This window comes from Maridesulfovibrio sp. (assembly GCF_963678865.1).
Classification (GTDB): domain Bacteria; phylum Desulfobacterota; class Desulfovibrionia; order Desulfovibrionales; family Desulfovibrionaceae; genus Maridesulfovibrio.
The window spans coordinates 70,530-95,520 of sequence record NZ_OY787459.1; the positions used below are offsets into that span (position 1 = coordinate 70,530).

The window sequence follows — 24,991 nt, forward strand, 5'->3', positions numbered from 1 at the left end:
TTATGCTATCAAAAACATTGAGCCAAATGAGATTGTAAATATAAGGAGGCTGGATAATGTCGAGTGATGAAAATTTCTGCCCTAGGGTGCGGCTGAATTTGTGGCTGGAGACAGAAGAAGGTATGCTTTTTGGTCTTGGCAGGGCACAGTTGCTGGAGCAGATAGAAAAACAGGGCTCGCTGAATAAGGCGGCCAAGGAACTCGGCATGTCTTACCGTGCAGCATGGGGCAGGCTCAAGAATACCGAAGAGGTACTCGGAGATTCTCTTGTTCTCAAGACCCGTGGACGCAAAGGCTGTAGTCTGACTCCCTTGGGGGAGCGTGTACTGGAGGATTACCGCCAGTGGGTACAGGAAGTGGAAAATTTCGCAGTCATGACCGCCAGAAAGTCTTTCCCATGGAATATTGCCTCTTATGATGAAGATATGGAGCGCATAGCGCAGGAGAAGAAGGGTAAGAAGTGATGTCCAAGCATGCTGTTTTTGCTAAAAAAAAATTAATTGTTCTGGTTGTCGGGCTTATGATCTGTTTCGCGTGTGTGTCTTGCAAGACAGTAGATTCTTCAGGAGATGTGTCCGCTACCATGACAACTGTGAAAAAAAGAAAGTAAACAGGCGCTGAAGCCTGAAAAAAGCATTCAGCTAAAAGTCCCCCTGTTCCATTTGGAACAGGGGGCCTTCTGTATATGAGGGGTGCAAGGTGTATTAGCGGTAATACAGGTTGCGTCCGCCTACCGTCAGGAATGCCTGATGCAGGTTGCGGCGGATATCGCGGCGGTCCCAGATGTCCTGAATGTGACCTCTGGAGAGCGCGTTGTATGCGGAATGGTAATCCGGCGGAATTTCCATGCCGGTGGTTTCTTTGATAACACCCGGCCCTGCGAATCCGATACGTGAAGAACGCACAGCGTACTGGTAAGGGGAGCAGCCGAGGAAACTTGCCACCGGTCCGGCGTAGGAGTTGGTATCGTAAAGGACGATGTACAGCCCTCCGGACTCGATGTAACGGCGTACCGCCATGGTTACGCGCGGCATCTGGATCAGGCCGTTGGTTCCTTCCTGAATACGGATTCCGGCTGTTCCGTGTACGTATGCGAGGAAGGGGTAACGTTTCTTGCCTGCCAGCTCAAGGGCGCGGATGAATTTTTCACCCTCAGCAGCCCCCACGGAGCCGCCTCGGAAAGGAGCGACAAGAGTTGCGCAGGTAACCTTGGTGTGCTTGATGGCACCTTCAAAGGTGATGCAGCCGGACTGCAGTCCGGTTTTTGCTTTTGCTGCGTCAAGCCGTTCCTGAAAGTTAGGGAATCCGGTGGGGTTGGCGGAGCAGATGGATTTGTTGAACTCACGCACTGTGCCCCAGTCAAAGAGGTTGGCCATGTACCAGCGGTATTCCATAGGGAAATGGTGTCCGCAGGTGGGGCAGACCCCGGCAAATTCGTCAAACAGGTCACGGGACCAGATCTCGAGACAGCCGTTTTTGTCAGCGTTGGGGCAGGTGATTTCTTTATCTTCACTGGCACGGGGGCTGACGTAGTGGCGATAATCAGACGGTGGAATATCCGGCTCTGCGTCTTCAGACAGTTTGGTCAGGGCTGCTTCAACTTCGGACACGCTCTTGGAGCCTGCACCCATCTTGCCGATGAGCATATGCTTAAGCTTGTCGAATTTGTTGGTCACCACGTGTATTTCGTCCTTGGCTTCATCAGCAAGGGCCTGAATCTTGGACTGGTACTTCCTGATCATGTCGTAGCGAACAGTAGAGTAGGCTGCAGCCATGGCGTCAACTTTTGCTGAGTTGAGTTTTTCAAGGAATGACCGTTTGTCCTCGAAGCTGTCCTGAGCCATGCGGCGGTATTTTTTGTAACGCTTCCAGAGCAGTCTGTCCTTGGCATTGGGGCTGATCTGCCAGCGTACGAATACGGATTCGTCAGTGATATCTTTTTTGTTGCGGTTCTTTATGGCTGCTTTACTGAAGAGGCGGAAACCCTTAACGCTCAGCACAACTTCATCGGTGGCGCGGATAACTTCTGCACGAACCATCTTGTAGAAATCAAAATGTTCGGGACGCGCACCAAGAGCAGGTTCGCGGATGATGCCGTCGATATAGCCGAAACGCAGGTTGTCATCCGCAGTAATGCACTGGGACTTGGCACAGGTTTCGATCAGCTCGGCAGGAGCGCGTTCTCCGCCTCGGATACGGCCTTCAATAGCGGCAGCACCTTCGGGGGAGATAACGGAGTAGTATCCGTGGGAAAGCATGAGCCGTTTATCGGCCATGGCAATTGCTTCGGCTCCACCGGAACCGCCTTCGGAAATAACGGAAATAACGGGAACTTCAAGACCGCACATTTCGTATATGTTTTCCGCAATCTGCTGGGCCGCACCGGGATAATCCTCCACGGGATAGGAACCGGGGGTGAAGACATAGGTGTGGATGGGGATGTTCTCGCGGGCGGCAACCTTCATGTAGCGCAGTGCGTTGGCATTACCCCAGGGCTTGATGCAGCCTCCGTTGCGGAATTCCTGACCGTGGCCTTTCTCCTGACCGACCACCATGACCGGCTGGTTGTGAACTTTTTTGCCCACGCGGCGGGTAATATAGGCACGGGCAATGACCATGCCGGGGTCGATGCTCATGTCATCCTTGCCGCCGACAACTGTGTAGTTGTCGTATACGTTTTCAAGAATGTCTTCGAGGCAGATGCGTTCGGAATGACGTACGATGCGCACCTTGTCCATGGCGGACAGGGTTTTGTCTATGTCTTTTTCCAGTACTGCGAGGCTCTCATCATAAGTGTTGAGCTTATCCCACAGTTCTTCCTGAGTTTTGTTTATGCTGGTTTCCAGGAAGGAATCAAGCTTGTTGGCGAACGCAGTAAGGCGTCTGTCCTCGGAATCACCGAGAATATCACGCGCATACTGGACCCGCTTGACCAACCCGTCCAGTTTTTTTTCTATATCCATAATGTATTATTAGAATTCCAGTATGTTTGTTGTTTTTTTGGCCAGAAACTTAAGGTTGGACTTCAGGGATACTTCCTTTCTGTCTTTGCCTTCCAGAACGAATTCATCGAGGAATTCAAGTCCGCGTTTTTTGGATTCCTCAAGGTCCTTGCCCCAAATGATGGCCAGTGCCAGGTTGGGGTCAAATTCTGTGGGAATCTGGTAGGGCAGCTCTTTGGGGATGTGGGTGTGCATCCTGAGCCAGTCGTGCTCATTCCAGCGGAGGTTATCAATTTCTCCTGCCCATGGAGCGAATTTCTCATCAGTGTCTTCGGCGATGATTCTGTATTCGATTCCCACACCTTCAAAAGTAATGTCTTCCTGAGTGTAGCCCAGATCATCACCCAGCGCGAGCCTGATCTGTTCTTTGATCAGGTTTACGTCCGGGTTGCCTTTAATGCGCGAGATTGCGGCAGAAACACCGTTTTCAACCTGAATACGGGTGTTTACCTCCATGAGAAAGGGGTCGCCTTTAGGAGTTACAATCCATTCCCATGTTCCCACGTTATCGTAGTTGATTTCGCGGGCCATGTTCAGGGAGTGCTCCACAATGTCGTTGAGAACTTTTTTGGCATCAAATGAATAGGCGATGCTTTCAGGACAGAATCCGGGTGCAACTTCAATCCTTTTCTGGCGGCCCGGACTCTGCACTGAGCAGTTACGGGTGCCGAAATGGACGTGTTGTTTTCCTGAGCGTTCGGAAACAATCTGTACTTCAAGGTGGTTGAAGTTGAAGATGCGTTGCTCAATGAGAACACCTTCATCGTTGAAGGTACGCAGTGAGTAGTTCCTGATGCGGCGGTATACCTGACGGAATTCTTCGATGGAATAAACTTCATCGATTCCCATTCCACCTCCGCCTGCGGATGCTTTTACAAGGACAACGGGGTTGCGTACACCTTGCTCCTCCTGGAACTTGAACAGGTTGGACGCGATTTCTTCCGCTTCCAATTCATCGTAGATGGCCCTGTCGGAGCCGGGGATGGTGGGAACACCAAGCTTTCTGGCTAGACGCTTGGTGTTGATTTTGTCACCAAGGTCGCGGATTACCCACCATGAAGGTCCGATGAAGGTCATGGGACGGTCACGCTCGGTCACCCGGCGAGCAAAACGGAAGTTTTCCGAGAAGAAACCGTATCCCGGATGCACTGCGGTACACATTGTCTCGTCCGCAACTGAGAGAATGTCCCCGGCATCGTTATAAGATCTGATTTTGTAGACTGCGGCTTCTCCGCCAAGTTTTTTGGCGATGGTTATGTGCCCTGAGTCTTTGTCCTCTTCAGTGTATACGCTGACAAAACTAAGTCCGAGAGCTTTACACGCCTGCATGATGCGGACTGCAATTTCACCTCGGTTAGCAATAAGTACTTTATCTGTTTTGGGATTCAAAATGACTCTCCTGAGTCTTTCTGGTTAATTTCAATATATAATTTTGTGAATTTTTTTCCAAAAAATACGCAACCGTTTTAAGCCAAATAAGGCTTCTGTCAAGTTAAATATAACTAACACTTACGTAGGTATAATGCGGCCCGCTGGGTTTGCAAGGGCAAAATTATAACCGGTACGCAGCGTTAGCTTGGTGGTTTTGTTGAAAGTTGACTTTTAAGGACGTTCCGATTTTTCGGACATGAACTCCGCCAGAATTCATTTCAGTTTGCCCTGATAAAACAAACTCACCTTCTTAGTCAAATTTTCAGACTGCTGATGACAGAATGCTTACGTCTCTTGCTGAGAGGTTAGCGAGGGCATAAATTTTCAGGCTTTGAGCTGCAAAAAAGTTATGCATCCTGCTCTTTTACCCGCTGTCTGTAAATAAATTGCGGTTTTTGTTCTAAAAAGAAAATCCCGCATTTTATTGCTAAAATGCGGGATTAAATTGTTCGTGCCCAAAAAAATTAAATGAGGCCGAAACTGATCATATCAAGGAAGTCGCTATCGTCTTCCTGATTTTCTGCAGCTGCCGGTCCTGATTTGGCTTTTGCGGATTCCTGTACGATTTTATCGACCGCAAGGTTTTTCTTTTCTTCAGGAAGGTTAAGTTCGGCCACGAAGGTTTCTGTTTCGGAAATCTTCTGCGGGGTGAACTTGTCCTGCCAGACGGACATGCGGGTGTATATGGTTATGTGTTCCAAGGCCTTTTCGGAATCTCCGAGCTCTTTATAGGCCCGGGCCAGCTTGCGGTGGGCCAGCCTTATGTGTCCTTGGTCCAGCTCAAGCTGGAGGCCTTTGTTGATGCTTTCAACAGCTTCCTTGTATTTGCCTTCCCGGAGGTAACAGTCGCCGAGCATGATATAGCTGGGGCCGTATTCCGGGTTGCTGGCGATTGCCTTTTCAAAATAGACGGAGGCTGCCTTGTCCTTATTGAGCATGAAGGCGACAGTTCCGGTCTGATGAAGCCCTGCGGCTTCGTTTTTTGTGCCGCAGCCGGTAAGAAGGGCCGCGACGATCAGGGACATTCCTATCAAAGTTGTCTTGGTCCTGATGCTGGTAAATGTTTTTTTCATAGCTTTGTAGACAGTAATCCTGTTTATCCCGAACTGGGTTTTTGAGTTTTACTTTCAATCCGTTTAATGCCCTAAAGTTTTCGAATGGGCAAGCTGGATCGGTGGGCAATTTTATTTTCTGCGGTTCGGAAAAGAGATTCGCGCTGAGCCAAAGCTGTTGCCGGGCCTGTGATTTCAGGCGATTACCCGATTTTAGGCAGTTCGTCCCAGCATGTTGTGTAGGCGGGTGATTTAAATTTCCTGTTCATCTGCCACGGTTGTTTAATTCCTTCAGAAGCATAGCTTAGGGTTTGCCTTCCGAAACGGATGTTGGCTGAATCAAGAAGCTTCATAACTCTTTCTTTTTTTCCGGGATTATCTGTCCGCTCCAGTTCCAGCAGGTTGCACTGGCGGTTGTATTTCCCGCATAGGTCCAGCAGTATGACCCCGGTTTTTTTGTACCTGTACCCTTCTTTATAAATAGAGCGGATGCAACGTGTTGCCGCATTGATAAGTTCCGGGGTGTAGTCTGTGGCAATGGGGAGCAGGCGGGTGGCGGAGTTGGAGTACTGCGGGAGATTGTTGAAGCGGTTGGTGGTCAGGTAGACCATAACTCCTCCGGTAAGGGATTGCTGTTCGCGAAGTTTTTCGGCGGCCCGGGCTACATAGGCGGCAACCGATTCTTCAAGGTCGGTAAGAGTGGAAACCGGACATCCGAATGATCTGGACGAGGATATGGTCTTCTTGGGTTGCGGACTGTTGTCCAATTCAAAGCAGGGCGTGCCGCGCAGTTCAAGAGCTGTATGCAGTCCGGTTACGGACATGTTTTTTTTGAGCCATAAATTGGGCAGGTCCCTGAATGCGCGGGCAGTGCTAACCCCTCTGGCAATTAACCGTTTACCGTGCCTTCTGCCGATTCCCCAGATATCAGTGACCGGGATTTTTTCCAGCAGGCGGTCCATATCATTGCGTCCGCAGAGGCTGAATATCCCTTCGGCTGGGGGATATCTTTTGGCAAATCTGCTGGCAGCCTTGGCCAGTGTTTTGGTGGAACCGAAGCCTACGGAAACCGGAATCCCGGTCCATTTAAAGATTCTGGCCCTGATCTCTTGGCCGATGGACGGCAGTTCTTTCAACATGCAGGGCGGAAGTTCAAGAAATGATTCATCAATGGAGTAGACTTCAAGATCAGGGGTAATGGTGGCAAGAGTGGCGGTCACCCGTTGTGAAAGATCGCCATAGAGGGCGTAGTTGGAAGAAAAGACTTGCACACTGTTGTGCAGAAAAAAATTATTATACTTGTAAGCCGGGGCGCCCATGGGAATACCTATGGCTTTGGCTTCCTGTGAACGGGCTATTACGCAGCCGTCATTATTGGAAAGAACAACCACCGGGCTGTTTCTGATTTCCGGCCGGAAAAGTCTTTCGCAGGAAACATAAAAATTATTACAGTCCACAAGGCCAAAGATTCTCATCACGTCGCCTTGTGGATGATGTAGGTTACCACTCCCCAGACTTCGAATGATGTTTCCGCGGTGATTTCAAGTGCTGAATAATCCTGATTTTCGGGGATAAGAAAGAGCCGTCCTTCCTGCTGTTTGATTCGTTTTACTGTAAGTTCTCCGTCAACTACTGCAATAATGATAGAGTTGTTATGGGCATCCATGGAGCGGTCTACCACCAATATGTCACCTTGTCTGATGTTGGCATCAAGCATGGAATCCCCATAGGCCCGGACGAGAAAGGTAGCCGCTTTATTGCTGATTAACTGTTCATTGAGGTCCATTTTTTTATCGATGTAGTCGTCGGCAGGGGAGGGGAAACCTGCGATAACTTCGGACAACAGCAGGGGGAGTTCAATTCTGCTGGCTGCTTCTGGGCAAAGTATTTCTGCGTAAGTTGAATTCATGTTTACTTGGTATTTACTTTTATGGCACTATGTCAATCTTAAATAAACAATATGTCTAAAAAAGAACCTGACCAGTGTGGTCAGGTTCTCGTAATTATTTTTTGTCCATGAACATGGCTACCATCTGCCCGAGAGCTGCGTCAGCTTCATCATGGGGGACCTGACAGGTTCCGACCTGCTTGTGTCCGCCACCGCCGAATTTGAGCATTACACTGCCCACGTCGATCTTGCTGGTGCGGTTGAGGATGCTGTGTCCTACTGAAAAAACGGTGTTCTGCTTCATTTTACCCCAGATAATCTGGATGCTGATGTTGCATTCCGGATACATGGAGTAGAGGGTGAATCTGTTACCGGGATAGATTTCTTCCTGTTCGCGCAGGTCAAGAATTGCCACGTTGGCGAACATTTCAGTTCGTTGCTGCAGCATCTCGCGGAATTGTTTATCCCGTTCAAAGTAGAGGTCCACGCGCTCTTTGACATCCGGAAGGGCAAGAATCTCGCTAATGGGCAACTCGCGGCAGTAATCGATGAGGTGTTCCATCAACTGGTAGTTACTGACATTGAAATGCCTGTACCTGCCTAGCCCAGTGCGCGGGTCCATAATGAAGCCGAGCATAATCCAGCCCTTAGGGTCCGCGATTTCTTCGGCTGTAAGGTCTCCGCTGTCCACTTTGTCCACGTAGTGGAGCATCTCATCGAATTTGTCGCCGAATTTATTGTGGCCTCCGAAGTATTCCCAGATAACGCGGGCCGCACTTTTGGCTTGCTTGGACATTCCTTTGTAGTCCAGATCCATGGTGAGGCGTTCCTCTTCGCTGGAATGGTGGTCGAACCAGTATCCGCACCCTTCAATATAAGGAACGTTGGCAACAATATCATTGGGGTCGCCGGGATATCGTCCGTCCTGTACGTCTTTAGGGTGGACAAACATCCAGTTGTCCATAATTCCTATTTCCTTAAGCAGTACTGCACAGGCAAGGCCGTCAAAGTCTGATCGTGTCAAAAGCCGCATTAAAAAACTCCGTCTTCTGGGAATGGCAGTTAAAAATCCAGCAATAATTTTTGCAATACTTAATTGAAAACAAGCATAATTACAATGCCATTTTATTTATAGATTGCAATATCGCAAAGGTTATTTGATGACCAGAACCGGGCATGAGGCAATGTGCAGGACCTTATGTGTAACGCTGCCCACAACCAGTCCTTCAAGGTCTGATTTGCCTTTGGAGCCTATGACAATCAGGTCGCAACCTTCAGTCTCAGCAATGGTTTTGATTGATTTCGCTGTAGAGCCGCCGATGATTTTTTCTTCGTAATCAACTCCCTCGTCTTTCAGCAGGGCGGATTTTTTTTCTATAATCGCATAGGACTCACGGGTGGCGTTATCAATAGCTTTTTGAAAGTTCGGTTCGCCAAGACCGGTAGGAACAGGGCGGTGACAGTGGAGGATAATGATTTTTCCTCCCGACATTTTTGCCAGAGACGCTCCATAGCGGACAGCGCTTTCAGAGTGTTTGGAGTCGTCAACGGGAATCAGTATTTTTTTGAAGATCATGATTTTTCTCCTTCTGAGTGTTTGAGGAATACTACTTTAAGCGGCCATTAGCTGCAATAGCGCTTGTTTGATCTATTGCATAAGTTCCTTTTTTTGTTACGATTGAATGAACGACCAGCCTTATTTGTGGTAGGTTTGCCCTGTATATTTAGGAGTTAATTCTGCTTTAATGAAAAAAATATCTAAGTTTTAGTCAATAAAATTCAGTATGTTAAAAACTTAATTGATTGAAAAATCAAAAAGTGTCCAAAAGTTGTTGACAGGAGCCAAAACTGAACGTAGATACTGTTTTCAGTTGATGTCGCTCTGCAGAAGAGTTCAGAGTAGATGTCTGCAAGAGGCGGATGTAGCCTTCGGGTCTGGCAAGTTTCCTGCTTCCGGTGACTGTAGGGGTCTTCGGAAGAGAGTTTGAAAGCTTCACCTGATAAAGTTGGATGACGATTCAACCGCAGCAGCAATTTGCAAGAACTACTTTGACACAACACGGGGAGAAGCCCGCATCTCTCCCCCGAGTATGATGGACATCAGCTTTTGATCAATAAAAAATCTGGGCTTCGGAGACGTACCGAATGCCGGTTTTTATAGATCAGCTTAGTAAAACACCTTCCGTTTCCATTCCTTAAAGCATAGGCCCCTCCACCACCGGAGGGGCTTTTGTTCTTTACGGCAAAGTTTAGTGGGTATGCGTTCTCAGGGAAAAGGGAATCACTAGTAACAAGGGTTGATATCAGAGGTGTGATCACTTTCAGAGTTGACCTTTGTTTGTTTTTACGTGTAAAGATTTTTTGTGTCGATAAATTTCAACAAATTGAAATAACGAGACTTTGTAATGAGCAAAAAGGATACAGTTTTAAAGGCGGCCAAGGAGCTTTTCGGTGAGCTGGGGTACAGCGGTACTACTTTCAAGAAGATCGCGGACCGTGCCGGGGTTGCTGTAGGGCTTCTTTCCCACCATTACGGGAACAAGGAAAAACTTTTCCGTGCGGCCGGTTTTGACGTGGCAGAACGGTTGACTCTCGCCTTGCAGGATGAAGTTGTGCAGGCAGATAACGGTTTTGATGCTGTGTACAGGTTTGCTCGCCGATATCTTGAATTTTCCGTTGATCCTGATGAAGACTTTCTGGTGCTGATCAGGTGTTCACCATACAGCGATCTGAAGACCGGGGAAGACAGGGATGCCATGGTTCATAAGTTTGTCCAGATTCCCGTGCTGCTGGAAAATTGTGTAGCCCGTGGAGTGCGTGACGGTTCCATCCCCGCCCTGCCTGTTTCTGAAACAGCTTCCGTTGTCCTTTGCAACCTTGTCGGTGCTGTCAGGACCAATCTTCTTACACCGTACAGCCCTCCCAGTCTTTACGATGAAATTTTGAAATTTATCAGCAGGGCTTTGAAAGCTGCATAGCTTTTGCTCAATATTGTTTTTAGTACCCCGGACGGCTTAAAGTTGTCCGGGGTTTTATTTTTGTGAGATTTATTGGAAATTTGGGCAAAAGTCGGTAATATTGACCTACGAAAAAGTAATTGAAATCTTGTTGCCAGCCCGGCAGGGAGGGACCATGCGCGTAGTTATTACCGGGGGAACCGGATTTATCGGGAAAAGATTGAGTTCTGAACTGGTTGCAAAAGGTTATCAGGTTGTTTGTCTGACCCGCTCCAGCCGGCCTTCAGATATTTCCGGGGTGCGTAATGTTGTCTGGGATGGACAGAGTTCCGCCGGTTGGGTGGATCACGCCGACGGTGCTGCAGCCATAATCAACCTCGCCGGGGAAAATATAGCTTCCGGTCGTTGGAGTGCAGCAAAGCAGAAATCTATTCTTGCCAGCCGGGTTGATGCAGGTCGGGCAGTCTCCGAGGCAGTGGCTAAGGCGAAGGTGAAGCCGCAAGTGTTTGTTCAGGGTTCAGCTATCGGATATTACGGTAACTGCGGACCTGAACCTGTTAACGAAGGAGCGCCTAAAGGAGATTTGTTTCTTTCCGGTGTTGTTGAAGAATGGGAAGCGAGCACTGATCCGGTAGAGGGCTACGGCGTGCGGAGGGTGATTATCCGGACTGCAATGGTTCTGGGAAGCGGCGGAGCGCTGGCAAAGATGCTTGCTCCGTTCAAGGCAGGCTTTGGAAGTTATCTTGGACACGGTCATCAGGGTGTGTCGTGGATTCATCTTGAGGATGAGGTTCGTGCCATTATTTATCTGATTGAAAATGAAAAGTGCAGCGGAGTATTTAATCTCAGTTCCATTCATCCGCTGACGTTCAATAAATTTGCAGATACCCTTGGTAAGGTCCTTGGTAAAAAAGTTCGGTTACGCGCCCCGGCTTTTATCCTGAAGCTTGCCTTGGGCCGAATGGCTGAAGAAGTGCTTTTGGGCGGGCAGTTTGTTCTGCCCGAAAAGCTCGTTTCTGCCGGATTCAAGTTTAATTTTCCTGAAGCAGAAGAAGCTCTACGGGATATTATTAAAGAAAAATAGCAGGGTGTAGCTTAGGAAATTCAGAAAATGTAATTAAATCGGTTTCAAATTTTTTCATGGGTGACTTGTTTGTAACCTGTGTGTGGCTTTTTTTGCCGACAAAAAGTGTAGCTCCATGTAATAAAAATTGGAGGCTACTATGTTAAAAAAGTTGATTGTAGCAGGTGCGGCCGTTGTGCTGAGTTCCGGCCTTGCATTTGCGTCTGAGTTAGAAATTGAAAAGTATGAAATTGATACCCCCCTGAAGTACAATGTCTCTTATAACGGACAGTATGCTGCTGAATTTTCGAATGGATTTCCCATAGGGATCGGGTCCGGCATGACCTATATCGGTGTGGGCAAGGACGGTACCCGTTTTTTCTACGCCATCGGGGACCGTGGTCCTAATGCTGACAGTCCCAAGGTTTTGGTGGACGGTAAAAAAGTATCTTCCAAGGTTTTTCCGGCCCCTGACTATAATCCTTCCTACGGTGCTCTTGGGCTTAAAGACGGTAAAGTTACTCTTATGAGTACCATTGAAATCAAGGATACCAAGGGAAGGAAAATTTCCGGCCGTCCCATTCCTCCCGGAACAGTAGGTTCTACAGGTGAGATTCCTCTGAATGATTCCTACAAGGTTCTCCCGTACGATTCGGAAGGTCTTGATACTGAAGGTATTGCTATTGATCGCAAGGATGGGAATCTCTGGATTTGTGATGAATACGGTCCGTTCATTGCCAAAATGGAAGCCAATACCGGACGTCTGATCAAAAAATACGGTCCCGGCGAAGGACTGCCTGAAATAGTGGGTAAGCGGCAGCCCAACCGAGGCATGGAAGGTATAGCCGTTACTCCTTCTAATAAGGTCCTTGGCGCAGTTCAGTCTATATGTGACATTGACGGTAATGTGAAAGATAGTAAGGCTCCTTTTACCCGCCTTGTCCTTCTTGATCCCGAAACCGGGGAGACGAAAATGTTCGCTTATCCGGTGGATGTTGAAGCCTACAAGAGGTGTAAGGATGTAAAGATAGGCGATCTTCACGCCGTGAGCGATACTGAATTTTTGATTGTTGAGCAGGGTAAAGGCAAGGATGGTCTGCGTAACCTGATTTACCTTATCGATATTAGCGAAGCTACTGATCTCACCGGCAAAAAGACTGCTGAAGGTAAAGAGCTTGAAGCTGTTTCCGGTGCTGGAGAACTTGAATCGCTTGGTATCAGAATGGCAACCAAGAAGAAAATTATCAGCCTGCGTGATTATGGCTGGAAGCCCAGCAAAGCTGAAGGGTTGGCCCTGTTGCCTGATATGCGTACAATTGCTGTCTGCTCAGATAATGATTTTGGTTTCGGTTCCAAAACTATTGATCCCGCTACAGGCAAAGATGGTAAGCCAGTCAAGAAAGCATCTAGCTACGTGATCGACGGTAAGAAAATGACATATGACGGTCAGGAAGTTGCTACTTCTTTCAAGCTGGTACCTACCGGAGAAAAAGCCGGGTTCTGGTTGATAAAATTGCCCAAGAAAATCAGTTTGTACTAAGAAATTTAAAAGAACGGTGTGATATAGATCACACCGTTCTTTTAAATGCTGTCGTGGATCCATTGAAATACTTACGGATTTTCGCACTGACTTTCAAGAAGGCCGTTTTTCGTTTATTTCTTCCACTTGCGGGAATATTGTTTCTTTTTTCCGGACTTGCGTTTGGCCCGTTCCGCTATCTCTTCAGTATTTTTTTCAGCTTCTTCTTTCAGTTTAAGGTAATTTTCCAACCTGCGGCGGGTAATCTCCCCATTTTCCAGGGCTTCGCGAATTCCACAGCCCGGTTCCCGTTCGTGGCTGCAATCGGAAAAACGGCACATCTCTTCTGCTTCCACTATTTCACTGAAGGCCCGATCAATACCGGCATGGCAGTCATGCAGTTGTAGTTCTCGAATCCCCGGTACATCAATGAGCAGCGCCCCGGACGGCATTACGTGCAGGGAACGCGTGGTAGTGGTGTGACGTCCTTTGTCGTCCCCTCCACGGATGGAGCCGGTCTTTTCTTTTTCCGTGCCGTTTATGGTGTTCAGCAGGGTTGTCTTGCCGACTCCGGAGGAACCCAATAAAGCGATGGTCTCACCTGGTTCGAACCATTTTTGCAGACATTCCACGCTTTGCGGGTCCTTACCATTGATGGTTACGACTGGCATGGATTCAAAAAGATGCTCGGCTTGTTTGCGGTATTCCTGCGCTTCTGGGGTCAAATCTTCTTTAGTCAGTACCAGTACGAAATTCACTCCGGCCTCAAGTGCAAGACAAATGTATCTTTCAATGCGGTTCAGGTTGAATTCGTTGTTGCATGACGAAACAATGAAAAGAGTATCGATGTTGGCGGCAATGGGCTGCAGCTTGACCTCCTGACCGGGAGCCATGCGCTGGAGCAGGCTGGTGCGTTCAAGCACTTTTACCGGGACCATTGTTTCCCGGTCCATGAGCAGCCAGTCGCCTACTGTAGGCTGTTCATTCAAGCTGCCTATGCCTTTTCCTGCAATTTTCAGCAGCAGTTCGGACTCTCCTGTTGAAACAACAAGATGTCCTTTGTGAGTCATGGTAACCCGTGCCGGGAGCAGCTCTGTGCTTTTTTCCGCGTCAAACTGTTTTTTGAAGTTATCTTTCCAGCCCAGTTCATTCAGGGAGTAATGTTTTTGATTCAAGTAATCCTCTATGGATGACATTGCGGTTAAAGTGTTTTGTTCAACTCAGAGAAGTAAAATACAAATGGCATACAGGCAAGAGCTGGCGGGGAATATATTGTAATTGGGGTATAAGCGGGGCTGCTTTTGTCTGTTTTGCTTTCATTCTTTTTGGTGGTGTGTTAATTTTTGAGTAAGGACTGAAGTGGGTTTGCCGAACAGTTTCAATCGCGGGAGTTGCATATGAGCAAGGAAGTCCGGGATTTGATCCAGAAATATCTGCCGGATTACAGTAGTTCAAGATTCGGAAATCTGTATACCGATACCACTGAATTCATGAATATTGATTTCAGCGATGTTATTAAGTTGGGTGATGAGCATTTCCTTGTTTCAAAGAACGAAATGGAGCGCAGGTTCGGGCTTTCCGACCCCAAGTACTGGGTGAAGAGATGTAAAAGGCTTGAAAACGGGCAGCTGCAGATTTTAAAGCTCGTTTTTTATGAAAAATTTCCCATGAACATCGGTCCCTTCAAAATTGAATGTTATCGCAGTCCCCGCAAGGAAGCCCGTATACTCGATCTGGTGCGTGGCGATATGCGTTTTATGCAGGGGTATTCCAAGAGCGATTCCGCCGGGAACAATGTCCGGGTGCTGGATATTATCCGCGGGAAGCGCCTTGATGTATGGGTTCATAATATTCCAGTTGATCACCGCACTTATTTTCATGAATATTTTCCGGAAATTTTAGAAAAGTATATAGGGGCTTGTGAAGCCATAAAATTTTTGCACGATAATGATGAGAAGCATGGAGATATCCGCCGGGATCATCTCTGGGTTGAGTATGGAACTGAGGATTACCGCTGGATAGATTTTGATTATGCGTTTGAACTTTATGAAAATCCTTTCGGGCTGGATGTTTTCGGTTTGGGAAGTATATTGATTTATCTGGTGGGCAAGGCAAACCTTACTCCCCAGACTCTGCATGAACACGGTGTTGATCCGGCTATGCTTTCCTCTCTTTCCCTAGGGGACTATTCGGTAATCATCGGAAACAGGATCGTAAATTTGCGTAAGATTTATGAGTACATTCCTGTTTCCTTAAATAATATTCTTATGCATTTTTCATCTTCAAGCTCAGTGTTTTATGAGAGTGTTGATGAATTGATAAACGATATGTCTCGGATATTAAATGAAATACGTGGCTTGTAGGTAAATTCGTTCAGGTCAAAGCTGGAGGGAGGTCGTGATGGAAACCATGAAGATGCTGATTGCTTTTGACGGTTCTGATAACTCATTAAAGGCAGTGGAATATGTCGGTAATATTGCCCGTAACTGCTCCGGTTGTAAAATTGTTCTGCTTTATGTGGAAAGGCTGCCTGACAAGGATAGATTTCCCGATGATAGTGCATGGGAAAAGCAGTGTGCTGAGAACGAGCAGAATATTAAGCTGAAGATTTCTGAAGCTGCTGAAAAACTTGTTTCCATGGGTGTTCACCCTGAAGAGGTGCAGACGGAGTATTTTGCAAGTTGCAAGTCTCCGTTTCATGAAACAGATATTTGTTCCACCGGACGCAGTATCGGGATGGATATTCTGCGTATTCGGGAAGAGGGTGGCTACGGGACCATTGTTATCGGCAGGCGCGGAGTCAGCAAGGCAGAGGAATTCCTGTTCGGTTCGGTTTCGACCAAGGTCGTCCAGTCTGCAGTGGGATGTACTGTCTGGGTTGTGAATTAATTGCTGCATATTCCGGTTTCTAAATCAGGGAGAGTTCTTTTGAAACGATACTGCATTCTCTTTGTGCTGGTCTTTATTTTTGTTTGTGCGGCTGTTGCGCAGGCGAAGCCGAAGGTGCTTTATATTGAGAGTTATCATATCGGTTACAAGTGGGATCAGGAACTTTCCAGAGGATTCAAGTCTGTTTTGAAAGATGAGGTTGAACTCTTTAATTTTCAGCTGGACACAAAGCGATTACCTGTTTCTGAGTATTCGGAACGTGCAGATCTGGCATGGCGGTATTATCTTGATGTAAATCCTGATCTGGTTGTTCTTTCGGATGATAATGCCATGAAATTGCTCTCCGGGCGCTTTTCGAAAACTGACACTCCGGTTGTATATATGGGGATAAATGATAACCCCCGGATTTATTCCCGGTTGGGAAACAATATTACCGGAGTTCTTGAACGTCCCCTTTATAAAAGGACTGTTAAGTATTTGAAGGAGCTGCTTAATCTTGATGACGGCAAGGTTCTTATTTTGTTGGATGAGGGAACTACTTCCGAAGTTTTCAAGGAGGTTGTCTTTAAGGATAGGAAAAGCCTGCTTATCAGTGGCATCAAAACCGATGTCTGGTCTTGCTCTGATTATAGTGAATGGCAAAAAGCAGTTAAAAATGCTCGTAAAAATGGCTATAAGGCTATCATCGTCGGTCTATATCACAGGTTATTTGATGATGGGGTCAATATTGATGGCGAAAAAGTATTGAGTTGGACTTCAGAGAATTCTCCGGTCCCCATATTTGCTTTTTGGGAAATGAGTGTCGGTAGAGGTAGGGCCGTCGGGGGAATGGTCCTGAGTGGAGAAGTGCAGGGACAGGCAGCCGGGAAAATTGTGCTGCAGATTCTTCATGGAAAACCTATCGGCACCCTAAATCCGATTATTCCGACCCAAGGGGCTTTTGTTTTCAGCAGGTCCGAGCTGGACAGATGGAAGATTCTGCTTCCGCGTTATATAAAAAGGCAGGCCCGTATCCTTGAGTAGCAGGCGTCCTGTGTCATTTTCGTTACACTGTGCTGAATTACTTGATTCAAACTTAATGCTTCGATACGTAGTTTTCTCTTTGGCAAAATATCCAAACAGGTGAGAAAATGACAAACAAGATAAATGTTCTTTTTTTGTGTACAGGAAATTCATGCCGCAGCCAGATGGCCGAGGGGTGGACCCGCCATCTCAAAGGTGACCTGATCAATGTATACTCCGCCGGTATTGAGACCCATGGCCTCAATACCAATGCAGTAAAGGTGATGGATGAGGCCGGGGTGGATATCTCCGGTCATAAATCACAGCACATTGATGAGCTTCGGGATGTGCAGATTGATTATGTGGTTACCGTATGTGATCATGCTCATGAAACGTGTCCCTTTTTTCCCGGTGGAAGCAAGGTCGTCCATGTCGGTTTCGATGATCCGCCGCGTATGGCTAGGGAAGTTGCAGAGCAGGGCGGTTCAAATGACGAACAACTGGATTGTTTCCGCAAAGTCAGGGATGAAATCAGGAGCTATGTGGAAACTTTGCCGGAAGCTCTGACTGATTAACATATCAGGATAATATGGATTACTATGGCCTCCATTATTTTAATGGGGGCTTTTCTTTTAATTGTTGTTCATGTTTTTCAAGTCATGTAAACAAAGGTTATGAACTGACAAGATATTCTATTTATATGAATTAGCCGCGACTTGGTCGCGAAATTAGTATTTTCTTGTTGTCTTTTTTAGTTATTGCGTAATATGGGTGGCTGTAGATAAGGCTAAAGCACAGAGGGTGCTTTCAGGGGATATGTAATCTTTACAAGGTGGCAGGAGTGATGGAGTCTTTAAGAGAGTTGTACCGTATTGGAGTGGGGCCTTCTTCCAGTCATACAATGGGTCCGCGTATGGCAGCGGAAAGGTTTTTGAAAAAAAATACCGATGCACCCCGGTTCAGGGTTACCCTTTTTGAGAGTCTTGCCGCTACAGGCAAGGGGCATCTCACTGACTGGGCTGTTCTCAGCGTACTGGGCAATGAAAAGACTGAACTGGTCTGGAAACCGGAAGATAAAATGCCTGAACATCCGAATGGGATGTTGTTCGAGGCGTTGGACAGTTCTGGATCAGTAGTAGACCGTTGGAAAGTATACAGTGTCGGTGGCGGAGCCATTCGTGAGGAAGGCGTTTCCGTATCTGCTGTGGAAAAGGTTTACGGACTGGGCACTATTGCTGAAATTATGGCCCATTGCGAAAACAAAGGCATTACCTATTGGGAATATGTTGAGCAGTGTGAAGGCCCTGAAATCTGGGATTTCCTGCGTGAAGTATGGGAAGTGATGGAAGCGTCCCTCGAGCGCGGTCTTGAAGCAGAAGGCGTGCTGCCCGGCTCTATCGGATTGCGTAGGCAGGCCAAGTCTTATTTCCGCCGCACAAAGCTTGCCGGACCGGATATGCAGTTGACCGGTATGACTACCGCTTATGCTCTCGCTGTTTCCGAAGAGAATGCCGGTGGCGGTGAGATTGTGACTGCACCGACCTGTGGCTCCTGCGGTATAGTTCCGGCAGCCCTGCGTTACCTCAAGGATACTCAGGCCCTTAAGGATAATGATCTGCTCCGCGCATTGGCTACTGCCGGTCTTTTTGGAAATGTGATTAAAACCAATGCCTCAATTTCCGGGGCGGAGGTCGGCTGTCAGGGAGAGGTCGGTTCGGCCTGCGCCATGGCTTCCGCCGCCGCTACACAGCTCATGGGTGGAACTTTGCGTCAGATAGAATATGCGGCGGAGATGGGGCTTGAACATCATTTGGGCCTGACCTGTGATCCCGTGGACGGATTGGTTCAGATTCCCTGTATTGAACGTAATGCCTGTGCTTCCACCCGTGCTCTTGCCCGTGCCCAGATGTCTATCCTTTCAGACGGTTCCCACCGTATCCCGTTTGATGAGGTTGTGGAAGTGATGAAGGAGACCGGGCATGATCTGCCCAGCCTTTACCGTGAGACATCCGGTGGCGGTCTGGCAAAAGCTTATAATGAGCGTGCCAGGTAAATAGGAATTGTTATCTGGAATACGAAAGTCCGGGGCTCAAGCACCGGACTTAGAATATTGATACAGCATCCTTTGCAGCGCCAATGTGAAAAGGCTGAAACCAGCGCAGAGCTATCTGCTCATGGTTCCGGCCTTTTTTTTAATGGAAGTCAATAGAGATGACAGGCTGTTTTATGTCCGATTGCGGTTTCTTTGAGTTTCGGTTGCTCTTGCGAACAAATATTCATTGCCTTAGGGCAGCGGGGGTGAAAAGGGCACCCAGCCGGGGGTGAAATGGGGCTGGGCATATCTCCGCTGATGATTATTTCTTCCTTCTGTAGTTCTGGGTCCGGGACCGGGACGGCATCAAGAAGGGTTTGCGTGTACGGATGGTGCGGGTTGCGATACAGTTCTTCGGATGAGGTAATTTCCATGAGCCGGCCGAGATACATGACGGCTACCCGGTCACTGATGTGGCTGACCACCGAAAGATCATGGGAAATGAAAACGTAGCTCAGGCCGAATTTCTGCTGAATCGATTTGAGCAGGTTGAGGACCTGTGCCTGCACGGATACATCCAGTGCGGAAACAGGTTCATCACAGATTATAAGGTCCGGATTCATGGCGATTGCTCTGGCAATTGCAACGCGCTGGCGCTGCCCGCCGGAAAATTCATGGGGGTATCGTTTGTGATGCTCCGGCCTTAAGCCGACCTGAACCAGCAGTTCCTCCACCCGTTGTTGAATTTCATCTTTGCTGCCGGATTTGTGGATGCGCATGGATTCGGAAATGATTTTACCTATTCGCTGGCGCGGATTAAGCGAAGAGTATGGATCCTGAAAGACCATCTGGATCATGGTGCTGCGTTCTTTTGCGGTCCAGTCCGAAAGTTTTTTTCCTTTAAATTTTATGTTGCCGTCATCCGGTTTTTCAAGCCCGGTCAGTAATCGGGCAAGAGTGGATTTACCGCAACCTGATTCGCCTACAAGGCCGAGGGTTTCGCCTTCTTTTACTTCAAGTGAGATTCCGTTAACAGCTTTAACCGTAGCCTTGGACAAGGAGAACATTCCGTTGCTGATCGGGTAGTGGCGTTTTATGTTTTCTATTTCCAGTATGTTTTCACTCATTTTTTATCCAGAAATTTAAGTGTGCAGCCAGCAGCGCACCTGCCTGCCTTCTTTATTTAAAAGTTGCGGTTCCTGTTCGCGGCAGAGCTCAAAAGCACGAGTACAACGGGGATGAAAACGGCAGCCTTTCGGCAGATCCAGCAGGGCCGGAACATTACCGGGGATGGGGGTAAGCTCGGTGCGGCATCCCAATCTGGGTACGGAGTTAAGCAGGCCCTGTGTATACGGATGCAGAGGTCTCTTGAAAATATCCAGAATTGGTGCGGATTCTACAATCTGACCTGCATACATGACTGCTACCCGTGTTGCGACTCTTGCTACCACGCCGAGATCGTGGGTGATGAGCATAAGAGAGCCGTTCATTTTTTGCTTGAGTTCATCAAGCAGACGTAAAATCTGGGATTGGATAGTTACATCCAGTGCGGTCGTCGGTTCATCGGCAATGAGGATTTCCGGCGAGCAGACCAGAGCCATGGCAATCATGACCCGCTGGCGCATTCCGCCGCTCAGTTCGTGGGGAAAGTTGTTGATCCGTTTGTGGGGATTGGGGATGCCGACCAGTTTGAGGGCTTCCACTGCAGCTTCGGCGGCTTGGTATTTATCCAGACCTCTATGCAACCTAAGGGTTTCGCCGATCTGGTCTCCGATTTTGAACACCGGGTTAAGGGATGTCATGGGTTCCTGAAAGATCATGGACAGTTGGTTACCACGAATTTTCTGCATTTTCTGTTCGGAAAGCTGCACAAGATCCTGGTCTCGGTAAAGAACCTGTCCTGCAGTGATCCTTCCCGGCGGGTCTGGGATAAGGCCCATTACCGAGAGGGATAGTACGGTCTTTCCGCAACCGGATTCTCCTACAATGGCTAAAGTTTCTCCTTGCCCTAAGTCCAGACTGGCATTATCCACAGCCTTGACGATTCCGCCCGGTGTGGCGAAAGATGTGGTCAGATTCTTGATTTTTAAGATTGGTGCGGTCATAAATGGTGAGTTATGTATAATTTTGCAGGATCGCGAAGCACATCTATAATTTATTAATTGAGATAACTGAAAAATTCAATCGACTTTGGAGTAATATACGTGGATAAAATTGCAGTAATCGGTGGCGGGCTGGCTGGTTGTGAATGTGCAATGCAGCTGGCTAAGGCGGAAGTTCCGGTAGTTCTTTATGAAATGAAGCCCGATAAATATTCCGAGGCTCATCATCTGCCCGGTCTGGCTGAGCTGGTTTGTTCCAATTCACTGCGTTCCGGTGAATTGAATACTGCTATCGGAGTGCTCAAAAAGGAAATGGAAGCCCTTGATTCCGTGCTCATGAAAGCGGCTATGCAGGCCCGCGTCCCCGCAGGTTCTGCGCTGGCCGTGGACCGTGAGATCTTTTCCAGACTTGTCACCGAGGAAATTGAGCAGAATGAATTTATCACCGTGGTGCGTAAGGAAATTGCTTCCCTCGATGATCCTGAACTTGCAGATTTTTCTAAGATCGTTGTTTGTGCCGGGCCGTTGGCTTCCGAAGGGCTGACCGAGAGTTTGATTTCCAAGATCGGAGAACAGCGTCTCTATTTTTATGATGCTATCGCGCCGATCGTCAGTCGTGATTCCGTGAACATGGATGTTGCCTTTTACGGTTCCCGCTACAAGCCTGAAGATGATGATTACCTGAACTGCCCCATGAACGAGGAGCAGTACAATTCGTTCATTAAGGAACTTAAGGAAGGCGATCGGGTAGTGCCACGCGAATTTGAAAAGGAAATTCATTTTGAAGGTTGCCTGCCCATTGAGGAAATGGCAGACCGTGGTGAAATGACCCTTGCCTTCGGTCCGCTTAAACCCGTAGGACTTATAGATCCGCGCACTGAAGAACAGGCTTATGCCGTGGTGCAGTTGCGCGCAGAAAATAAGGAAAAGACCTCTTTCAACCTCGTAGGTTTTCAGACCAAGCTCAAGTATCCGGAACAGAAGCGCATTTTCCGCATGATCCCCGGTCTTGAGGATGTAGAGTTCCTGCGTATGGGTTCAATACACCGCAATACTTACGTCAACGCCCCCGAAGTGCTGGACGATAAGCTGGCTCTCAAGGCCGATCCGCGTATCCATCTTGCCGGGCAGATTACCGGAGTGGAAGGTTACCTTGAGTCCGCAGCCTGCGGTCTCTGGGTCGGGCGTATGCTTGCCGAGCAGTCCAAGGGCAGAGAGTTGCCCGCACCGCCGCCGGAAACTTCCATGGGTGCGCTGCTTGGACATCTGCGTGAAAAGAAAAAGAATTTTCAGCCTTCCAATGTTCAGTTCGGACTTATGCCTGCCCTCAAGAAGCGCGCACCCAAACGTGCTCGTAAAGAGCTTTACGGTAAACGGGCTATGGAAATTTTTAAAGAGTGGTTTGATAAGAATATTTAATGATGCCTCCGGAGGCATCTCACATGACAAACAAACAACATCCTTTTGAAATAAATCCGAACCGGACATTGCTGACTTTGGCGATTCCGGTTCTTTTCTCTATGGTAGCCGAGCCTTTGACCGGGCTGGTAGACACCGCTTTTGTTGCCAAACTCGGCCCGGAACCGCTGGCCTCTCTGGGAATCGGGACAATTGTATTCTCCTCCGTGTTCTGGGTTTTCGGGTTTCTCGGTATCGGTACCCAGACCGAAGTCTCACACGCTCTGGGAAAGGGCGATCTGGAACGGGCATCGTCTTTGGGCTGGATGGCTGCTGGGATTTCTGCGGTTTTGGGGTTTTTACTGATGCTCCTTGTCTTTCCTTTTTTAAGCAGTATTGCCGGAATGATGGGTGGAGAGGGAAGTGTCCGTGAGTTGGCTGTTGATTACATGACTTACCGCTTGCTTGGAGCCCCGGCGGTGCTGGTGGTGCTCTCCTGTTTCGGTTCTTTGCGCGGTTATCAGGATATGCGCTCCCCGCTGTGGATTGCGGTGGGCATGAATGCGATTAACGTGGTTCTGGATTGGGGTCTGGTTTTCGGCATAGGTCCTTTTCCGCTTATGGGCGTGGGCGGTGCTGCCCTTGCAAGTGCAATCAGTCAGTGGATCGGCGCGGTATGGGCAGTGCTGGTGGTTCGTAAGCATTACGGATTCAATACCGGGTTCAGTCTTGCTGATGCGCGCAGGCTTTTTGTGATTGGTGGGGATATGTTTGTACGTACCGGGTGCGTGTGCATGTTTCTGATGCTCTGTACCCGCTTTGCAACCAAGGCCGGAGCCGAATCCGGCGCGGCGCATCAGGCCATCCGCCAGTTTTTTGTTTTTCTGGCTCTGTTTCTGGATGCTTTTGCCATCAGCGGTCAGTCTCTAGTGGGCTACTTTGTGGGCCGTGCGGACCGGAAGACGGCGCGTAAAGTCGCTTCTTTGGTCTGTAAGTGGAGCTTCGGCACCGGAATTCTGCTGACCATCGGTATGTACTTGGGGCAGCAGCCTGTAGCCTGGCTGCTGGTGCCTCAGGAGTCGGCTATGGTTTTTGCCCCGGCATGGCTGGCGGTTACATTTTTGCAGCCTATAAACGCTCTTTCATTTGCCACGGACGGAATCCATCTGGGAACCGGGGATTTCCGTTATCTGCGTAATGCCATGCTTGCCGCGGTCCTGACGAGCTCGGCAATTCTTTTTGTGGTAGACTATTTTCATCCGCAACACATGCTGCTTTGGATTTGGATTGTAGCCGGAATATGGACCAGCCTGCGAGCCCTGTTCGGTATGATTCGCATCTGGCCCGGAGTCGGTGCCGGACCGCTTGTTTTGAAAAAATAGGAAATTAGGCTGAAAGTAAGCACATATTGACATAAAAGAAGAAGAATCATATCAAGCTTCTGCCTAAGGTGCTCTCATGAGCTTAATAGGGAATCCCGTGAAAGTCGGGAGCGGACCCGCCGCCGTGAGTCCTGTCTAAAGTTTTACCCCTTGTGTCCGGAGTAATTCCGGTACGTTGTGCCACTGAATTCATATTTGGGAAGGCCGGGTAAAATGGGACGAGTCGGAAGACCTGCCTAGGTGCAAATCACGATTATTCTGCCGGATAACGGGGCTTTTATCTGTCAGAAAAGGCTGTGCATGCTTTCGCGTGCACGGTTCCGCTATTCTTAAGCCCCCCAAATTTGAGGAGACTGTTATGCAGTACCGTTTTGGGGACAAAATCAAGTTCATCCCCGCATTTATTCTGGTTTGTTTTCTGCTGATCCCTTCCTTTGCCATGGCCGGACACGGCGATGCGAAGCCTGTTAAAAAAGGAATTCTGCTTGCAGCCTTCGGCTCCAGCATGCCTGAAGCCCAAGCCTCCTTTGATGCTATTGACAAGGCTGTTAAAAAGGCTTTCCCCGGTGTTCCTGTTCGCTGGGCGTACTCTTCATCCATAATCAGGAATATTTTGGCTAAAGAAGGCCGCAACATTGATTCACCGGTCATGGCTATGACCAAAATGATGGACGAAGGCTTCACCCATGTTGCTGTTCAGTCCCTGCACACCATTCCCGGTGAAGAATATTGTGGTATCCTTGAAACCGTGAAAGCTTTCGAAGGCATGCCTAAGGGTATGAGCAAAGTGACTGTAGGTAAGCCGCTTCTTTATTCCAATAAAGATATGCAGCGTACCGTAAAAGCCATTATTTCCAACATCCCCGAGGACCGTAAAGCCAAAGATGCCGTAGTGCTTATGGGCCATGGAACTCACCATGTCGCCAATATCTACTATCCGGCTTCTCAGGATTACTTTTCCAAAGTTGATCCCATGATTTTTGTCGGAACCGTTGAAGGTACTCCCTCTCTTGATGATGTAAAAGTATTGCTCAAGAAGAACAAAGCCAAGAAGGTTTACCTTATGCCTTACATGTCTGTAGCCGGAGATCATGCCCGAAATGATATGGCCGGTGCAGACGCTGATTCATGGAAATCCGAGCTGACCAAGCTTGGTTACAAGTGTGTTCCCGTACTCAAGGGTACCGCTGAATTTCCGCAGGTTCTTGATATCTGGGTTGACCATCTCAAGGTTGCGTTCAAGCACCTTGGTGACCATTAGCAATTAAACCGGG

General features: G+C 48.3%; 22 protein-coding genes and 1 riboswitch. Of the genes, 12 read left to right on the forward strand and 10 right to left on the reverse strand.

The window, feature by feature from the left end:
• The first annotated feature begins 56 nt into the window (after positions 1-56).
• The gene (locus ACKU41_RS00315; RefSeq protein ID WP_319779377.1) at positions 57-464 is read left to right on the forward strand and encodes a LysR family transcriptional regulator; all 408 of its coding nucleotides are present in this window, start codon (positions 57-59) and stop codon (positions 462-464) included.
• Positions 465-704: 240 nt separating this feature from the next.
• Here the strand turns inward: ACKU41_RS00315 and ACKU41_RS00320 are convergent, their stop codons facing one another.
• The 7 genes from ACKU41_RS00320 to ACKU41_RS00350 all read right to left on the reverse strand — a co-directional run bounded on the left by ACKU41_RS00320 (position 705) and on the right by ACKU41_RS00350 (position 8,949).
• On the reverse strand, positions 705-2,963 hold the full coding sequence (locus ACKU41_RS00320; protein ID WP_319779379.1) for a carboxyl transferase domain-containing protein: 2,259 nt from the start codon (positions 2,961-2,963) through the stop codon (positions 705-707).
• Positions 2,964-2,972: 9 nt separating this feature from the next.
• On the reverse strand, positions 2,973-4,391 hold the full coding sequence (locus ACKU41_RS00325) for a biotin carboxylase N-terminal domain-containing protein (RefSeq protein ID WP_321403316.1): 1,419 nt from the start codon (positions 4,389-4,391) through the stop codon (positions 2,973-2,975).
• Between the two features lie 506 nt (positions 4,392-4,897).
• Positions 4,898-5,506 carry a tetratricopeptide repeat protein gene (locus ACKU41_RS00330; protein ID WP_321403319.1) on the reverse strand — a complete coding sequence of 203 codons (609 nt, stop codon included), beginning with the start codon at positions 5,504-5,506 and terminating at the stop codon, positions 4,898-4,900.
• Between the two features lie 182 nt (positions 5,507-5,688).
• Positions 5,689-6,960, reverse strand: coding sequence for a Y-family DNA polymerase (locus ACKU41_RS00335; protein WP_321403321.1), 1,272 nt, complete (start codon positions 6,958-6,960; stop codon positions 5,689-5,691).
• On the reverse strand, positions 6,960-7,394 hold the full coding sequence (locus tag ACKU41_RS00340) for a translesion error-prone DNA polymerase V autoproteolytic subunit (RefSeq protein WP_319779383.1): 435 nt from the start codon (positions 7,392-7,394) through the stop codon (positions 6,960-6,962). The genes ACKU41_RS00335 and ACKU41_RS00340 overlap by 1 nt, the downstream gene beginning before the upstream one ends.
• Positions 7,395-7,488: 94 nt before the next feature.
• Complete coding sequence (locus tag ACKU41_RS00345; RefSeq protein ID WP_319779385.1) at positions 7,489-8,406, reverse strand: exopolyphosphatase; 918 nt, start codon at positions 8,404-8,406, stop codon at positions 7,489-7,491.
• Positions 8,407-8,526: 120 nt separating this feature from the next.
• Entirely contained in the window at positions 8,527-8,949 is a 423-nt protein-coding gene (locus ACKU41_RS00350; RefSeq protein WP_319779386.1) for a universal stress protein, read from the reverse strand.
• An 829-nt stretch (positions 8,950-9,778) separates the two neighbouring features.
• On the opposite strand from ACKU41_RS00350, the gene ACKU41_RS00355 reads away from it, so the two are divergent.
• The 3 genes from ACKU41_RS00355 to ACKU41_RS00365 all read left to right on the forward strand — a co-directional run bounded on the left by ACKU41_RS00355 (position 9,779) and on the right by ACKU41_RS00365 (position 12,933).
• Positions 9,779-10,351: a TetR/AcrR family transcriptional regulator gene (locus ACKU41_RS00355; protein WP_319779388.1), complete on the forward strand. Its 573-nt coding sequence runs from the start codon at positions 9,779-9,781 to the stop codon at positions 10,349-10,351.
• Positions 10,352-10,505: 154 nt separating this feature from the next.
• Positions 10,506-11,414: a TIGR01777 family oxidoreductase gene (locus ACKU41_RS00360; RefSeq protein WP_321403326.1), complete on the forward strand. Its 909-nt coding sequence runs from the start codon at positions 10,506-10,508 to the stop codon at positions 11,412-11,414.
• A 139-nt stretch (positions 11,415-11,553) separates the two neighbouring features.
• Entirely contained in the window at positions 11,554-12,933 is a 1,380-nt protein-coding gene (locus tag ACKU41_RS00365) for an esterase-like activity of phytase family protein (protein ID WP_321403328.1), read from the forward strand.
• A 113-nt stretch (positions 12,934-13,046) separates the two neighbouring features.
• On the opposite strand, the gene rsgA is transcribed toward ACKU41_RS00365, so the two are convergent.
• Positions 13,047-14,087, reverse strand: coding sequence for a ribosome small subunit-dependent GTPase A (gene rsgA / locus ACKU41_RS00370; RefSeq protein WP_321403330.1), 1,041 nt, complete (start codon positions 14,085-14,087; stop codon positions 13,047-13,049).
• A gap of 222 nt (positions 14,088-14,309) precedes the next feature.
• Between rsgA and ACKU41_RS00375 the strand changes: the two genes are divergently transcribed.
• The 5 genes from ACKU41_RS00375 (at position 14,310) to ACKU41_RS00395 (ending at position 18,856) form a co-directional block, all read left to right on the forward strand.
• Complete coding sequence (locus ACKU41_RS00375) at positions 14,310-15,275, forward strand: serine/threonine protein kinase (protein WP_319779392.1); 966 nt, start codon at positions 14,310-14,312, stop codon at positions 15,273-15,275.
• A 37-nt stretch (positions 15,276-15,312) separates the two neighbouring features.
• Positions 15,313-15,801 carry a universal stress protein gene (locus ACKU41_RS00380; RefSeq protein WP_319779393.1) on the forward strand — a complete coding sequence of 163 codons (489 nt, stop codon included), beginning with the start codon at positions 15,313-15,315 and terminating at the stop codon, positions 15,799-15,801.
• 39 nt (positions 15,802-15,840) lie between these two features.
• On the forward strand, positions 15,841-16,824 hold the full coding sequence (locus ACKU41_RS00385; protein ID WP_319779395.1) for an ABC transporter substrate binding protein: 984 nt from the start codon (positions 15,841-15,843) through the stop codon (positions 16,822-16,824).
• A 107-nt stretch (positions 16,825-16,931) separates the two neighbouring features.
• Complete coding sequence (locus ACKU41_RS00390; protein WP_319779397.1) at positions 16,932-17,378, forward strand: arsenate reductase ArsC; 447 nt, start codon at positions 16,932-16,934, stop codon at positions 17,376-17,378.
• Positions 17,379-17,647: 269 nt separating this feature from the next.
• On the forward strand, positions 17,648-18,856 hold the full coding sequence (locus tag ACKU41_RS00395; protein WP_319779399.1) for an L-serine ammonia-lyase: 1,209 nt from the start codon (positions 17,648-17,650) through the stop codon (positions 18,854-18,856).
• 149 nt (positions 18,857-19,005) lie between these two features.
• Here the strand turns inward: ACKU41_RS00395 and ACKU41_RS00400 are convergent, their stop codons facing one another.
• Both ACKU41_RS00400 and ACKU41_RS00405 read right to left on the reverse strand, forming a co-directional pair.
• Positions 19,006-19,962: a dipeptide ABC transporter ATP-binding protein gene (locus tag ACKU41_RS00400; protein WP_321403336.1), complete on the reverse strand. Its 957-nt coding sequence runs from the start codon at positions 19,960-19,962 to the stop codon at positions 19,006-19,008.
• Between the two features lie 15 nt (positions 19,963-19,977).
• Positions 19,978-20,940 carry an ABC transporter ATP-binding protein gene (locus ACKU41_RS00405; RefSeq protein WP_321403339.1) on the reverse strand — a complete coding sequence of 321 codons (963 nt, stop codon included), beginning with the start codon at positions 20,938-20,940 and terminating at the stop codon, positions 19,978-19,980.
• 99 nt (positions 20,941-21,039) lie between these two features.
• On the opposite strand from ACKU41_RS00405, the gene trmFO reads away from it, so the two are divergent.
• The 3 genes from trmFO (at position 21,040) to ACKU41_RS00420 (ending at position 24,978) form a co-directional block, all read left to right on the forward strand.
• Complete coding sequence (gene trmFO, locus ACKU41_RS00410) at positions 21,040-22,356, forward strand: methylenetetrahydrofolate--tRNA-(uracil(54)-C(5))-methyltransferase (FADH(2)-oxidizing) TrmFO (RefSeq protein ID WP_321403341.1); 1,317 nt, start codon at positions 21,040-21,042, stop codon at positions 22,354-22,356.
• Positions 22,357-22,379: 23 nt separating this feature from the next.
• Complete coding sequence (locus tag ACKU41_RS00415) at positions 22,380-23,717, forward strand: MATE family efflux transporter (RefSeq protein WP_321403343.1); 1,338 nt, start codon at positions 22,380-22,382, stop codon at positions 23,715-23,717.
• Positions 23,718-23,766: 49 nt separating this feature from the next.
• A riboswitch (cobalamin riboswitch) is annotated at positions 23,767-23,972 on the forward strand.
• Between the two features lie 103 nt (positions 23,973-24,075).
• Positions 24,076-24,978, forward strand: coding sequence for a sirohydrochlorin cobaltochelatase (locus tag ACKU41_RS00420; RefSeq protein WP_321403345.1), 903 nt, complete (start codon positions 24,076-24,078; stop codon positions 24,976-24,978).
• Positions 24,979-24,991: the final 13 nt, after the last annotated feature.

Coding starts and splice junctions, on each gene's coding strand:
- ACKU41_RS00315 (WP_319779377.1), top strand. CDS start 57: ATGTCGAGTGATGAAAATTTCTGCCCTAGGGTGCGGCTGAATTTGTGG.
- ACKU41_RS00320 (WP_319779379.1), bottom strand. CDS start 2,963: ATGGATATAGAAAAAAAACTGGACGGGTTGGTCAAGCGGGTCCAGTAT.
- ACKU41_RS00330 (WP_321403319.1), bottom strand. CDS start 5,506: ATGAAAAAAACATTTACCAGCATCAGGACCAAGACAACTTTGATAGGA.
- ACKU41_RS00335 (WP_321403321.1), bottom strand. CDS start 6,960: ATGAGAATCTTTGGCCTTGTGGACTGTAATAATTTTTATGTTTCCTGC.
- ACKU41_RS00340 (WP_319779383.1), bottom strand. CDS start 7,394: ATGAATTCAACTTACGCAGAAATACTTTGCCCAGAAGCAGCCAGCAGA.
- ACKU41_RS00345 (WP_319779385.1), bottom strand. CDS start 8,406: ATGCGGCTTTTGACACGATCAGACTTTGACGGCCTTGCCTGTGCAGTA.
- ACKU41_RS00350 (WP_319779386.1), bottom strand. CDS start 8,949: ATGATCTTCAAAAAAATACTGATTCCCGTTGACGACTCCAAACACTCT.
- ACKU41_RS00355 (WP_319779388.1), top strand. CDS start 9,779: ATGAGCAAAAAGGATACAGTTTTAAAGGCGGCCAAGGAGCTTTTCGGT.
- ACKU41_RS00360 (WP_321403326.1), top strand. CDS start 10,506: ATGCGCGTAGTTATTACCGGGGGAACCGGATTTATCGGGAAAAGATTG.
- ACKU41_RS00365 (WP_321403328.1), top strand. CDS start 11,554: ATGTTAAAAAAGTTGATTGTAGCAGGTGCGGCCGTTGTGCTGAGTTCC.
- ACKU41_RS00375 (WP_319779392.1), top strand. CDS start 14,310: ATGAGCAAGGAAGTCCGGGATTTGATCCAGAAATATCTGCCGGATTAC.
- ACKU41_RS00380 (WP_319779393.1), top strand. CDS start 15,313: ATGGAAACCATGAAGATGCTGATTGCTTTTGACGGTTCTGATAACTCA.
- ACKU41_RS00390 (WP_319779397.1), top strand. CDS start 16,932: ATGACAAACAAGATAAATGTTCTTTTTTTGTGTACAGGAAATTCATGC.
- ACKU41_RS00395 (WP_319779399.1), top strand. CDS start 17,648: ATGGAGTCTTTAAGAGAGTTGTACCGTATTGGAGTGGGGCCTTCTTCC.
- ACKU41_RS00400 (WP_321403336.1), bottom strand. CDS start 19,962: ATGAGTGAAAACATACTGGAAATAGAAAACATAAAACGCCACTACCCG.
- ACKU41_RS00405 (WP_321403339.1), bottom strand. CDS start 20,940: ATGACCGCACCAATCTTAAAAATCAAGAATCTGACCACATCTTTCGCC.
- ACKU41_RS00415 (WP_321403343.1), top strand. CDS start 22,380: ATGACAAACAAACAACATCCTTTTGAAATAAATCCGAACCGGACATTG.
- ACKU41_RS00420 (WP_321403345.1), top strand. CDS start 24,076: ATGCAGTACCGTTTTGGGGACAAAATCAAGTTCATCCCCGCATTTATT.